Origin of the sequence: Escherichia sp. E14V7, from assembly GCF_004212225.1 — a bacterium.
Taxonomy (GTDB): domain Bacteria; phylum Pseudomonadota; class Gammaproteobacteria; order Enterobacterales; family Enterobacteriaceae; genus Escherichia.
Genome location: NZ_RHJJ01000006.1, coordinates 292097 through 305865 on the forward strand (window position 1 = coordinate 292097; position 13769 = coordinate 305865).

Sequence of the window (13769 nt, forward strand, 5' to 3'; positions counted from 1 at the left end):
CAATCACTATCTTTGACTACAGTGCGCACAATTATCTTCCCGCCACGCTTGCCCACCTTTAATACACGTGCATGTTTGATCTGAGGTCTTACGATATCTTGTACAGGTAGAGGTTACAAGAGTGAGAACCATGCTCACTAAGGATGACAAATCTATAAATATTACCCGTAGCGCCGCTCAGTTTACGTGTGCTGCATCGATACACTGCAGTTCTTGAATCATTGCGGAGATTTCAGCAACTGCCAGCCAGTATCTCGTCAATCATTGTCACCGCCTGCGCGGCTGAGTTTGCTATTTTCTCCCTTAGCGCGAGCAGCCCCGCCCGCCTGCCCGCTTCGCTTAACAGACTGGTTTTCATGCACCCCGTAAATCGTCTCAGAAGCCACCACACAAGGGCTTTCGCGTCAAAAATGGCGCATGAGACTCATGCGTTTTCATGCGCCATAGATATGCACTCATACGCTCTCAGGCCAGCCAGGGAAAAGGCGTAAAAAATCCCGGTACTGGACCGGGACTTCGTGGTCGTATTTTGCTAATCAGACAGGAATTTGCTGACGGTTTGACAGCTTTGACGCGGAGCCATAGCGATTGAGAGTTTGCTGTTGTTTTTCCGGTATTTTTGCTTTGTCTGATTCCTGTTCATTGCACCGAGGCTTCATAATTATCGTATCCACGCTTTCCAGTGCGGTAAATGTGCAGGAACATTCCAGATTCTGGCACTGATACCATGAGCGTTTAACCGACGGAGCTTCATAGGCGCTGGTTCTGGCGTGAGCGACCGCGCCACATTCAGGACACTTCAGGGCCATATCAGCACACTCCTTTTTCATTAAGTCGGTTAAGGCGGGCCAGGAAAACTTTATGTTGTGCCGGGGTGAAACTGGCTGAAGCATCAGCGCGCATTGATGCATCCACCGTTAATCCGGTTTCGTCGATAATGCTCTTATATGCTGCTGAAATTACCGGAGTACGGACTTCCGTTTGTCGGGCTACAGCGGTTCGTAATATTTTCATTGCCGCCTCAAGCCCGTATGGTGCACAAAGAAAAGGAGCCAGAGCGTCAGTGAGTGCATCACCATGCTCGCTCATGAAGTTTTCAGTTGCGCTTGTAACACAGCTTTCCAGCACAATCTGGTGAGCATAAAGACCATCCCGGGCGGCACAGTTAATCTGCCATTCGAGGAGTGCAAGACGCTCACGAAGATCCTCAAGTTGGCTGGCATATGCTGCGGGTTTTTCTTCAGTATCCAGCAAAGCAGCCAGACGAAGCTGGCTGGTACTTTGCACATTACGTAGTGTCAGCCAGCTTTTTATTGCCGCGCGGTAATCGTTGAGAGCTTCCTGAGTAATGGTTCCGGTATTCATTCCTTCTCGCCCCCTTTAGCCATGTCACGCTGTTTAAGCATCCGGGAACGTGCTGCAGGGCTGGGTGATTGTCTGGCATCCTGTATGGCTTTATCGTCCGCATAAATGCTGATCCCCGGCAGGGCAATATCATCCGTTGAAGATACGTTACAGAACAGTGCCGGAGTGGTGAGTTGCTCGCTGATAAATTGCTTCAGCACACTTTCGGGGTCGTTTACGGTATGAACTACACCGATAACAGAAGATGCGCTTCGGCCCAGAGTCATTTTCAGCAGTCCAAGGATCTGAATAAGTTTCTGGCCGTGTTCCTTCATAAACTCATTCCAGAGCCACACTGCATGAGTTTCAATCAGGTGATTATGTTCGCTGATGTAGCGGTTTGCAGCATCCGCAGTTTTCCATGGCAGGAATTCATTTTCTGCAGCCTGAGCAGCCAGCAAATCTTCGAACTCATCTAGTGTTTCGCGTCCGAGGGCGATTTCTGCCCGCAGTTTTTTCATTCGTGGCGTCATATTCCCCTGATTCTCACGAAACAGGTTTCGCCATTCATCATTAAGCGCCTGCGTCTCCGTTTTTGTATCTTCCTGACGTTTACGGATAGTTTCAGTCATTGCAGCAGCTTCGGTTTGTTTTCGCCGTTCTTCCTGCCAGACAGCTTTTGCTGCCTTAACTTTTTCCACCGCTTCGCGAATTTTCGGCGGGAGGGTGGGGGTAATGTTTGCATCAGAGATCTGGTTAACAGTTGTCATGGCTGCTCCGGTAGTGTTTTGTTGTTGTGTCAATTGTGCCGGGGTCCATACAAGCGCACTACCGAGGAGGATTGTGTCAGTGACTGAACAATGACCTTGTTCTGGCTAGCCAGAGAAAGGTGTCATGTCTGATCTACACGCTTCCTTTAATACATACTATTCACTACTGTTCACTTCAATAAAAATATAGTAAATACATGTGGTTAAGTGGTGTAGTGTTTTAATTAAAGTGATCATCTACTGTTCATGACTGTTCACAGAGATAAAATTAAACATATATTTCTTTTTCATATAAGTCGCGATATTTATTTCAGTTTATTACTGGATCTTTTCTCCTCACCAATATTCACCAGTATTCAATACATATTCTATGTAAAGAATAAAAGATGTCTTATATCTGTTTAATAATTGAACATTCAACCTCCCTGCACTCAGTTGCATTTCAGGAAAATATTCATAAAAATGAATTTGTCTGATGTTCATTAAACACATTCGGATACATGCGGAAGTAAGATGGTAATTTAATTTCTTTAATCATCGGATTTATTGATACATATGGTGAGCTGTTTATTTTTGGCCGTTTTTGGCTCTTTTATTAATCAGGTGTTGTCTTAGTGCTTATGATGTAAAGCCCTGAATGATATGGGCTGGTTCAGATTTGAGCTGTGATCCTGCCTAGTGTAATAGACTTTTTTATTATTGATGCTCCTTATTATATTCCATAAAGGAATTGTTTGTTTTTGTTCGTTTCATACGGTTTTTAGCTGTTTTATTTTTTGAGAAATCAACATTTCACACAAAATAAATAAAGCATGCGCGAGCCGCTTATATAAACATAATAAGGAGCTACCTGAATCCGCATGGAATTGCCCGGACTGTTGTAAACATATTAGAGAGGTAGCCAGATGAATAGTATTTCCGTTTCCACCCCGGCACCAGCTGCTCCGGTGCTCCCGGTTCCGGCTCAGCAGGAGCGCTTCATACGATTACCTGAAGTGATGCACCTTTGCGGGCTATCCCGTTCAACCATCTACGACCTTATCAGCCGCGATGCCTTCCCGCAGCAGATATCCCTGGGTGGAAAAAATGTGGCCTGGGTACAGTCGGAGGTCAGTGCATGGATGGCGGCGCGAATTGCTGCCCGCGAGCAAGGAGGCCATGCGTGAAACTTGCTTTGCAGTCTCATCTCCTTTTTTCTGGCTTGCGTCCTGATATCTTTTCCAGGTATAGTTTTCCCGCTGCCGCAAAATCGGCTGCCGGGCGTAGGAACCCGAGTTACTTATTGGCGACACCAGACGCGCCGTGCGTCTTTTTTTACGTCGTTGCTCAGGCACACCCATTTTTCGGGCTGCGGTGCTTATACCTTAGCCCCTTTCAGATAATGGTGGTCCGGGCGGGGCAGCCTTCGGGCTGGCCGGTTTCCAATAAGGCCGGTATTCCTACCCCCGTTCGGGTCACCACCCATGAGCGTAGGAACTCCGGTGGTGGCATTTACCGCTACTTATTGGAGGTTGCCCTTATGGCTACGATCCTCGCCCCGTCACATCCTCAATTTATATTTGTTTTTGCCGCCGTTCGTCGTGCAGAACGTAAACCACGTATCAGTATGCTGCGTATCATCGCCAGCAATGAGCATCATGCACGTCTTTCACTGGTCCATGAGTATGTGCTTTGTCTTGCTGCTCGCCTGCCTGTCCGGGAGGTGATCTAATGAATCACGCCGCAATCTCTTATGACGATATTCTCCGCCTGAAGCATCTTCGTAACGTGGGAGAGTTTGTCACTGGAATGGCTGTTCTTCAGGATTGCTACGAAAAACCTGCCAGTGCTCAATGTGAACAACTGGTTTCCCTGATTTATCTGATGACAGAGCAGCTTGATGGCGTGGTACAGCGTTGCCAGGATGACCTCATGAACATGGAGGTGGTGCAATGAAATCACGCACTCTTTCCCTTTCACTTCGGGTAGCGTTGTATCGCCGCGCGGTAGCCTGCGCCTGGTTGAGTGCCTGCTATCAGCAAAACCGCCATCTGCAGCTCACTCTGGATGAAATTGAAACCGCTATTGCCCGTGAGCTTGAAGGATTTTATCTGCGACAGCACGGGCAAACAAAAGGCATGGAAATCGCCTGCGCCCTGCTTTCAGACCTGATGGAATACGGCCCTCTAATGTCCTGTCCCGCACTCTCCCAGCTCGGAATAGCCGTAATGGATGAGTTATGCGTCCGTCACATCAAAAAGCCGGTTTTACACTGAGGGAGAACTGCGTCATGTCAGGAATGAAAGTCAGTCAGGCCGTGAAGGCTGCCCGCGGTCACTGGGCTCAGATTCTGCCAGCGCTGGGCGTGAATATATTGAAAAATCGCCATCAGCCTTGCCCGGTCTGTGGCGGTAAAGATCGTTTTCGCTTCGACGATCAGGAAGGACGCGGAACATGGTTCTGCAATCAGTGCGGAGCCGGGGATGGTTTAGCGCTTGTCACCAGGGCACTGAATGTGGATATCAGTGAAGCAGCTGACAGGATACATGGACTGACACATGATCTGTCTATAGTTAATTCCGAGGTCAGGACGTTAACCGCCGATACCGATAGCGGGAAAGATGCAGCGGCAGCACTTGCCGCGCGACTGCTGCAAGCCTCGCGTGAATCTGCCGGAAACACTTATCTTACACATAAAGGTTTCCCGGAGCATATTTGCCATGAGCTGACTTCAGCTCATAAGGCCGGTGGTGTGATGTTCCGCCCCGGTGATTTGATCGTCCCACTCTATAACGCTGACGGGGAGCTGGTGAATATTCAGCTTATCAGTGGCAATGGTAGCAAGTGTTTTCTTAAAGGAGGTCAGGTTAAGGAGGCCTATCATCTGATAGAAGGGGGCGGGAGTTCTGTAAGAAGGATTTGGATTGCGGAAGGTTACGCCACGGCGCTTACCATTCATTATTTGACAGGAGAAGCCGTCATGGTGGCATTTTCGTCGGTCAACTTTCTTTCTCTGAGCAGCGTTGCCCATAATAAGTATCCTGGATATCAGTTAATTATTGCAGCGGACCGCGATCTGAATGGTTCAGGCCAGAACAGGGCTGAAACTGCTGCAAAAGCGAGTCAGTGTGACATTGTGCTGCCACCGGTTTTTGGTGACTGGAATGATGCGCTTACCCAATACGGAGAGGAATCCACCCGGAAGGCAATTCTTGAGGCTTTGAAGCCACATAACGCCAGTCCTTTCGACACAATGAGTGAAGCAGAATTCACAGCGATGAGTGTCAGCGAAAAAGCTCAGAGGGTTCGGGAGCATTACAGGGATGCACTGGCGGTTGATCCGAACGGGCAGCTTTTATCCCGCTACGAGTCTGGAGCGTGGAAAGTTATTTCTCAGTCAGATTTTGCCCGAGATGTCGCAGCCCTTTTCCAGCGCCTCGGGGCACCGTTTTCCTCAGGAAAAATTGCCTCACTGGTGGAAACATTAAAGTTAATTGTTCCGCAGCAGCAAAATCCGTCACGTCATCTGATTGGTTTTCGTAATGGCGTTCTCGATACGCGAACAGGGCTTTTTAGTCCGCACTGTAAAGAGAACTGGCTGCGTACCCTGTGTGAAGTCGATTTCACGCCACCGGTAAAGGGGGAAACGCTTGAAACTCATGCCCCGGCATTCTGGCGTTGGTTGGACCGGGCCGCCGGACACAAGCCAGCAAAACGCGACATTATTCTTGCAGCGTTATTTATGGTGCTGGCGAACCGTTATGACTGGCAGCTCTTTCTGGAAGTGACTGGCCCTGGTGGAAGTGGCAAAAGTATTCTGGCTGAAATTGCGACCATGCTTGCTGGAGAGGATAACGCCACCTCTGCGACCATTGAAACGCTGGAGTCCCCGCGAGAACGTGCGGCTCTGATAGGTTTTTCTCTTATTCGCCTGCCTGATCAGGAGAAGTGGAGCGGCGACGGCGCCGGGCTTAAGGCTATAACTGGTGGCGATGCAGTATCTGTGGACCCCAAATATCAGAATGCTTATTCAACACATATTCCGGCGGTTATCTTGGCCGTAAATAATAATCCTATGCGCTTCACTGATCGCAGTGGTGGTGTGTCCCGCAGGAGAGTTATTCTGCATTTTCCTGAGCAGATAGCACCGGAAGAACGCGATCCGCAGTTGAAAGATAAAATTGCACGAGAACTGGCTGTGATTGTTCGTCAGCTCATGCAGCGTTTCAGCGATCCGATGAGCGCCAGAACATTGCTTCAGTCGCAGCAGAATTCTGATGAGGCTCTCACCATCAAGCGTGATGCTGATCCAGCATTTGATTTTTGTGGCTACCTTGAGGCATTACCTGACACCAACGGCATGTTTATGGGGAACGCCAATATTGTCCCGCGCCAGCCACGTACGTACCTTTACCATGCCTATCTCGTATACATGGAGGCTAATGGCTTTAAAAATACCCTTAGCCTGACAATGTTTGGCAAAGGGCTACCAGTTATGCTGAAGGAATACGGGCTAAATTATGAGAAGCGGCGAACTAATCAGGGAATGCAGACTAACCTCACTTTAAAAGAGGAAAGTAATGCAGACTGGCTTCCCAAGTGTGATGAGCCAACAATCAAATAATTACAACTAACCCGGCTGATGCCGGGTTTCTTATTGGAAACGTACGAATGTAGAGATAGCAGTTCACTCTTCACCTAACTGTTAATACATAACCAATTGATATATAAATTAAAAGTTGCAGAGTGAATAGTGTGCATGGTTTTGCGAAAAAAAAGTATTTTTTGTTGAGTCAAGTCCCGGTTTGGATCCGTTTAACGGAACCTAACTGGATTGACTATTTCTTCGATAATTTTTGGATAAATAATCAACAAAAATCAAAATGTGAACAGCGAATGGAGGGGGCACAAAAGGGGGCATAATTGAATTAATTATTAATAAAATCCATTTTTTACAACAATTTAAATGAATATGCGAGTCCGGCCTTCGCACCAAAAGTATGTAAATAGACCTCAACTGAGGTCTTTTTTTATGCCTGAAATCCGCGCCACGCAAATCTTTTCCGCTGTTTTTTTCAACTAACGTCAACTTGGTTCAATCCATATTAATTCCTTTAAGAATACCGAACCAAGTATGTTTGCGCTTATCTATTAAGGATTCGGCTCTTTCAGAAAATCTAATCCATCCTCCAGGCACAATATTTATTGCGATCGTGCTCGCATCGTGGACAATGTTTAATCATAAGTAATATTTACATCAATGAAATCAATGATTTCTATTATGTCACGGAATGGAAAATGGACAGCAATACATTGGGATTCACTTCATACTGGCGCAACTCCTTAGCTGACGCCGAATCTGGTAAAGGAACGTTTTCACGTAAAGATACAGATTCATTCATTCGATGGATAAATATCACCGCAGGGCAGTTGGATGACGAGACTATTCGGGCATTTTTTGACGGTGAAGGGGAGTCGGTAAAAACCGTTGAAGTCGTGTTACGGCCCCAAGTGTGGAACCGCATAGTAAAGCATGGCAAAGAGCAAATGGCAGGTGCACCCGCAATTATCACGCCACTGGTTACCTCCGCTCTTCTGAATAGGGAAGGTTTTTTGTTTCCTGCCGCTTCAGCCACTATTCCCCGCGATCTGCTTGAACCTCTCCCTTCCGGTCATTTTTCTATTGGTGAGTTGGCGCAATATGACAAATACAAAACCACGCATAACACAGCCACCATTAATGAAGATGAACCAGAACATTACGAAGAAACTGACGAAGAGAAAGCGGAACGCCATGCCAGGTATCGTCAGCATTGGCAAAATTATCTTCAACAGTCAGATAACCTTTTAAGAAACGTCGCTGGAAATTGGGTCGCTACATCTGAGCCATACGAACGGGCTGGATACGGTTATATTGTTAAAGCTAGCCAGCATGTAGGGGCCAGTGTTCATATCCTGCCTATGTATGACCATCTGCTGATGAGCCAGGTTAAGGTTCCGCTATTAACGCGTTTTGCCTCAAATGAAATGCCCCCAGTGGAGTCACTTCTCGCTAAGAATGCGATGTTCTGCGAACGTCTGGGGCATTCCGGCGATAAGTTTCCGCTGGCAGTGGCGCAGCGCGATGCCCTGAGCCATTATCTGACTCAACAGCAGGGTGATATGCTCGCTGTCAACGGTCCTCCGGGAACGGGTAAAACTACGCTGGTGCTTTCTATTATTGCCACCGAATGGACAAGAGCCGCACTTAATCAAACTGAACCTCCTGTAATTATTGCCACATCGACTAACAATCAGGCCGTCACCAATATTATTGAAGCCTTTGGAAAAGATTTCTCTACTGGTTTTGGCGTAATGTCTGGGCGTTGGTTGCCGGAAGTAATAAGCTATGGCGCTTATTTTCCGTCTAAAAGCCGTCAGGTTGAGGCAGCGAAGAAATACCAGACTGAAGATTTTTTTAACCGCGTTGAATCCCTGGAATATCTGGAAAAAGCCCGGGCCTTTTACCTTGAAAAAGCGGAGGCGGCGTTTGGAGCTGGAGAGTGCAATTCGCCAGAGCATGTAGTGACGCTTTTGCATGAACGTTTAACTTCACAGTTTATGCAACTTCAGCAAATCGAACCCGCATGGCGCAGACTCAATGATATCCGCCATGAACAGCGAGTCATCAGTGAGAATCTCGACCAGTATCTTCAGGACAAAAACACACTTCTTCTCAATATTGGCAATGAAATTTCACTTTTAGCCAGAGGTAAAAAGCAGTGGCAGCAATACCGTGCCGATGAGTCGCTTATGTATGCATTTTTGTCATGGCTCCCTGCTGTTCGTGCTAAACGCCATTACCAGATTAACCTCTTCCTGGACTCTACGTTCGGCGCAAGAATGACAGCGTTCCAGGGAAATTGTCCCGAAGATATTGATAAATTTATCGATAGTTTGATCGCTAAAGCGCAACAAGAGCAGGCGGTGTGCCAACAGAATATCAACTTTGCGCAGGACATAGCCCGAAGCGAAATGGAAGCAGCAAAACAATGGCGCGGGTTGACTTATGCTCTGGGCTACAGGGGAGACGATGAGCTGAACCTCGCCGGAGCGGACGAGCTTGCCGATACTCAGATTCGTTTTCCAGCGTTCTTGTTAGCGACTCATTATTGGGAAGGTCGCTGGCTGATGGATATGGCGGCAATTGATAACCTGCAAAAAGAAAAAGGAATTACCGGGACAACTATCGCCGAGGCTCGTTGGCTAAGAAGAATGAAACTTACTCCTTGTGTGGTAATGACCTGCTACATGTTGCCTTACCATATGAACAGGAGAAAATCTTTTGGTGGGGACAGAACATCGGATAATAATTATTTATATAACTTTGCCGATTTACTGATTGTCGATGAAGCAGGGCAGGTACTCCCGGAGGTTGCTGCGGCCTCTTTTGCATTGGCGAAGAAAGCACTGGTGATTGGCGATACGGAGCAAATAGCTCCAATCTGGAATTGTCTACCCGTTACTGATATGGGCAATATGCTTGAGGAGAATATTCTTTCTGGTGGCACTCAGGAAGAGTTAATAAATACATATTCCCATGTGTGTGGGTCTGGAAAAAGTGCAGCATCTGGTAGCGTAATGCAGGTTGCCCAGTTCAACTCCCGCTACCAGTATGATCTCAAGTTCGAGCGCGGAATGTATCTGTATGAGCATCGTCGCTGTTTCAATAACATCATCGGCTACTGTAACTCACTTTGCTATCACGGTAAGTTGCAGCCTAAAAGAGGGATGGAAAAAGGGACGATTTTTCCCGCAATGGGATATCTGCATATTGATGGCCGAGGCATGAAGCCAAATGGGGGGAGCCGTTATAACCCTCTTGAAGCTGAAACAATAGCAGCATGGCTGGCGACACATAAGGATGATATAGAGCGCCATTACGGGGAACCTCTGTACAAAGTTGTTGGTGTTGTGACGCCATTTTCGGCGCAGGTTAATGCCATCAAAACGTCATTGCGTAAGCTGGAGATTAATGACAAAGACGAAGAGGGCTCACTGACAGTGGGGACTGTGCACTCCTTGCAGGGTGCGGAAAGGGCGATTGTTCTCTTTTCCCCAGTCTACTCAAAACATGAAGATGGCAGGTTTCTTGATAGCAACAGCAGTATCCTCAATGTTGCTGTCTCACGCGCTAAGGATAGTTTTCTGGTCTTTGGCGATATGGACCTTATTGAGATGCAGCCCGCATCTTCGCCGCGAGGGTTATTGGCAAAATTTCTGTTTGCTTCAGATAATAATGCGTTGCAATTTGAGTTTCAGAAACGACAGGATTTAATTTCCGCACAGACAAAAATTTCAACGTTGCATGGTGTGGAGCAGCATGATGAATTCTTGAATAATGCTCTGGCCGCAGCTCAACAGAAGATCACGATTATTTCCCCCTGGTTATCCTGGCAAAAAGTGGAGCAAACGGGGTTTCTGACGTCAATGGCTCTGGCCCGCTCCCGAGGTATTGATATTACCGTGGTAACGGATAAAAACTGCAATATTGCGCATATCGATGATGATAAGCGCCAGGAGAAACTGCATCTTCTAAATGATGCAGTCGAAAAGCTCAATAATATGGGCATTGCTACAAAATTGGTGAATCGCGTTCACAGCAAAATTGTGATTAGAGATGAGGAGTTGCTGTGCGTTGGATCTTTTAACTGGTTCAGTGCTGCGCGAGAAGATAAATATCAACGATATGATACGTCTTTGGTGTACCGTGGCGAAGGCGTAAAAAATGAAATAAAGGCGATATATAGCAGTCTGGATCAACGTCAGCTATAAGTGTGATGAACAGTTCACAACACAGGAGTGGTAAGGGATATATTTTAACAATGTGAAAGCGACTTTCAGATTTATTGCGAGTCGCCTTCCTGATTTTCAATCTTATTGTTTACTAATCATTCTCCTTTGCGTAATGCGCCTGGCATTAACGGCAGGGGCTTTTAGGAATGAAAGCGAATGCAAGTAATAACGGAAATCTAAACCGATCATAACGGTCTAATTTTTTCGCCCGGTATTAAGCATATCATGGCTGTTCATGATGCCGAATTGAATCAGATAGAGACGTTAAATCAGCAAAATAAGTATTACCTCACCCCCTAAAAACCTCTTTCCGATGCCACTCCACAAACCCCTCATAAGGGTAATTTTTACGCACCTGTGGCAACGCAATAGTTTTCCCGTCAAAATCCCAGAATAGTTTCTCAACAATACCTCCGCCATTTACCGCATCCGAGACAAGCACCCGCATATTTTCATCCAGGCCAATCGATCCTTTATCAAAGGCTTTATGGTGAATTGCGCAAAGCGCCAGGCCATTAGGGATTTCACAAGGACCGCCGTGCTGTTTCCATTTTATATGCGCAGCTTCCAGCGCGACGGTGGCGTCATCGTGGCGCATATTAAAGCCACATATCGCGCACTGGTAGTTATAAGCACGTAATACATTTTTGCGAAATAACGGGTCGCGCTGTTTACGGATTTGCTGGAGATCAAAACCCAGCTCGTCAGCGATTTCTTCCTGAATACTCTCGGTGAAGTGCGCTTCGAGTATCTGTTGTGCCAGAGTGTTGATGAGTTTTTTATTGCCGGTTACCAGGGCGTAATGCTGTTCATCGAAACCGCCTGCAACGTGGTATTCGGTCAGTTCCTTCACTGGCGGTTGTCGGCTGCTCCCTGCTGTTGAGCAAAGCCCGGCATTGTGTAATTGCCAGAATCCGTCGCCTTGTAATCGCCAGAACGGCATATCAGGTCGGTACTGTGAACGCTGTGGCCCAAAACGTTCCAGTAAACTGTGCAGAGGTTCGTAGATTTCCGAGCCATAATCGAAAAGGCGCGGATGTCCATTCAGGTATCCCGCTAATACGTATAGCAATAACAACGGCTTATGCGGTGCGCGCTGTTCACCCTTGTGCCAGATTTTTATGTTGGCAATTGCCTGCTGTAGCGATTTACTGGAAGCCATTGATATCCCTGGCAGTGAAATAATTGCGATCATGCTCGCAAATTTTCTGTTGTTCAAGCCTGCAAGCGAAGATATATTACCTTGATCTCATTTGTTTTTTTATTTCCTGTGTGCCCTAATTGTCATGCGATGCTGCACCGACGCAAACCACCGTTTACGCCGGAGGAGTTAAAAGCGTTGATGGATGCAAATAAATCAAATTAATGAACGCTCATCTTTCGCGCCAAAACTGCAAAATAGCGTCAACAAATTTGTCTACAATCATCCCCCGACTGAAATGACGGCTTCGTAGCGCCGTCGTCTTGTTCTCAGGAATTCGGTACGCTGAACCGTTATATCCCTTGCTCAAATTATTTGGATTTTCATCAGGCGCGTTTGTCAGTTCTCTTTTAAAGTGATATGGCGGGCGCAGGATGTATCTGCGCAAACCGCGCCAGTTATTTTATTCCGGGATGAACAACATCTTTATTTTCAGGCAATGGAAACCCTGAAAAGTTAGTTTTGCACAGTAACTTTATTATCTTTCACTGAGAGCAACACTGAATCCGCCACCGCTTTACCACCCGCAGTTTCACCGCCAATAATCAATAGACTATTATTCCAGGGCAATGATACTCCGTAGGCCCGACCTTGCGTCAGTTCGCCAGATTTCTCCCATTTCCCGTTATGCCACAGATAAATATCAGCGCTATATGATTTTTTCAGGCCTTCATGCGCATAGTTCTTACCGTTCTGGTAATTTGCCCGCGAGCCTTTAAATCCGGTACCTCCGGCAAATATAAGAAAATCATTGCTTATCCCCGCAAAACCGCCAGCGACGCCATCTGGTGATGAGACGGGAGGAAGCTTATTCCATTTTACGTTATTGCCGGTAAGATCAAGTTCAAATACGGCATCCGTTCGCAATCCTGGTTTAGCTTCGCCATTAATAAGCCAGGTTTTATCACCTTTATTCACAACCGCCGCACCAGCCGTCCCGTACCAGGGCGATTCGCCAGCGTAACTCCATTGCTGTGTTGAGGGATCAAAAGACAACAAAAACTTATTGAAGAAATAATCTTCTGCTTTTTTGTCAAAATAGTGGGCGTTGATTTTATCTATAGTTGCTGAATCTTTTCCAGCCTCGTTGAGATCTTCAAAATAGCCATTGAAGATATTTTGGTTAACACCGCCAGTAACATAAGCTTTGCCGTTGTGAACAAAAGTCACATGACCCGCCATGCCCATCGGTGCGTGTGACATCAATTTAATCCAGGTATTAGTTGCTGGGCTATATTTGTACACATCGTTGAACACCCTGGTTAAACCTTGTTGGTTTTTGCCAATACCGCCAAATACATACAAATCACCATCAATAAATGCGGACGTTGCTTGATCTCTTGCGCCACCGGGGAATTCAGCCAGAGCTTTCCATTTTTTATCTCTGGCCTGTGTGTCCAGCTTGTACCATGCCGTTCCTGCACTACCTAAACCAATGTAGACAGTGTCGTTATCGATTGCTCCGGTACCACTTTTAAATGGTACTGGAATTTCCGGCAATACAGACGCGTTCGCGGCAAATGAGGCCATCATGATAGCAAGCGCCGTTATTGTTTTATTCATTGTGACTGTCTCCTGCCTACCAAGATTTAATCTTCACCAATATGAGGGAAGTTTTAAGTATGAGGCTAACCATAGCA

Annotated in this window: 11 protein-coding genes and 2 pseudogenes; 7 read left to right on the forward strand and 6 right to left on the reverse strand. The window is 46.7% G+C overall.

The genetic code is table 11. The annotated features are described in order from the left end of the window. Nucleotides 1-536: 536 nt before the first annotated feature. Genes D9741_RS08365 through D9741_RS08375 form a run of 3 tightly spaced genes read right to left on the reverse strand, consistent with a single transcriptional unit; the run spans nt 537 to nt 2114 of the window. Nucleotides 537-809 carry an ogr/Delta-like zinc finger family protein gene (locus D9741_RS08365; protein ID WP_001185332.1) on the reverse strand — a complete coding sequence of 91 codons (273 nt, stop codon included), beginning with the start codon at nt 807-809 and terminating at the stop codon, nt 537-539. Between the two features lies 1 nt (nt 810). Beyond that, on the reverse strand, nt 811-1365 hold the full coding sequence (locus D9741_RS08370) for a phage polarity suppression protein (RefSeq protein ID WP_001091693.1): 555 nt from the start codon (nt 1363-1365) through the stop codon (nt 811-813). After that, nucleotides 1362-2114, reverse strand: coding sequence for a phage capsid assembly protein (locus D9741_RS08375; protein WP_000214380.1), 753 nt, complete (start codon nt 2112-2114; stop codon nt 1362-1364). The genes D9741_RS08370 and D9741_RS08375 overlap by 4 nt, the downstream gene beginning before the upstream one ends. Nucleotides 2115-3019: 905 nt before the next feature. On the opposite strand from D9741_RS08375, the gene D9741_RS08380 reads away from it, so the two are divergent. The 6 genes from D9741_RS08380 (at nt 3020) to yjhR (ending at nt 10907) form a co-directional block, all read left to right on the forward strand. Beyond that, the gene (locus tag D9741_RS08380) at nt 3020-3280 is read left to right on the forward strand and encodes an AlpA family transcriptional regulator (protein WP_001084853.1); all 261 of its coding nucleotides are present in this window, start codon (nt 3020-3022) and stop codon (nt 3278-3280) included. Further along, nucleotides 3277-3825, forward strand: coding sequence for a host cell division inhibitor Icd-like protein (locus tag D9741_RS08385; RefSeq protein ID WP_000761643.1), 549 nt, complete (start codon nt 3277-3279; stop codon nt 3823-3825). The genes D9741_RS08380 and D9741_RS08385 overlap by 4 nt, the downstream gene beginning before the upstream one ends. Next, entirely contained in the window at nt 3825-4049 is a 225-nt protein-coding gene (locus D9741_RS08390; RefSeq protein WP_001014979.1) for a hypothetical protein, read from the forward strand. Before D9741_RS08385 ends, D9741_RS08390 begins: the two co-directional genes overlap by 1 nt. Beyond that, the gene (locus tag D9741_RS08395; protein WP_000842358.1) at nt 4046-4369 is read left to right on the forward strand and encodes a DUF5375 family protein; all 324 of its coding nucleotides are present in this window, start codon (nt 4046-4048) and stop codon (nt 4367-4369) included. Before D9741_RS08390 ends, D9741_RS08395 begins: the two co-directional genes overlap by 4 nt. A gap of 14 nt (nt 4370-4383) precedes the next feature. Further along, nucleotides 4384-6717, forward strand: coding sequence for a primase-helicase zinc-binding domain-containing protein (locus D9741_RS08400; RefSeq protein WP_006810290.1), 2334 nt, complete (start codon nt 4384-4386; stop codon nt 6715-6717). A gap of 674 nt (nt 6718-7391) precedes the next feature. Next, complete coding sequence (yjhR, locus tag D9741_RS08405) at nt 7392-10907, forward strand: helicase YjhR (protein WP_130216639.1); 3516 nt, start codon at nt 7392-7394, stop codon at nt 10905-10907. Between the two features lie 310 nt (nt 10908-11217). On the opposite strand, the gene D9741_RS08410 is transcribed toward yjhR, so the two are convergent. Further along, the gene (locus tag D9741_RS08410) at nt 11218-12090 is read right to left on the reverse strand and encodes a phosphorothioated DNA-binding restriction endonuclease (RefSeq protein ID WP_130216637.1); all 873 of its coding nucleotides are present in this window, start codon (nt 12088-12090) and stop codon (nt 11218-11220) included. Nucleotides 12091-12189: 99 nt separating this feature from the next. On the opposite strand from D9741_RS08410, the pseudogene D9741_RS08415 reads away from it, so the two are divergent. After that, a pseudogene (locus D9741_RS08415) lies at nt 12190-12294 on the forward strand (HNH endonuclease); the annotation flags it as partial. 7 nt (nt 12295-12301) lie between these two features. Here D9741_RS08415 and D9741_RS08420 read toward each other — a convergent pair. After that, nucleotides 12302-12481 (reverse strand): annotated as a pseudogene (locus D9741_RS08420) (sialate O-acetylesterase); the annotation flags it as partial. 104 nt (nt 12482-12585) lie between these two features. After that, nucleotides 12586-13692 carry an N-acetylneuraminate epimerase gene (locus D9741_RS08425; RefSeq protein WP_130216633.1) on the reverse strand — a complete coding sequence of 369 codons (1107 nt, stop codon included), beginning with the start codon at nt 13690-13692 and terminating at the stop codon, nt 12586-12588. Nucleotides 13693-13769 lie beyond the last annotated feature (77 nt).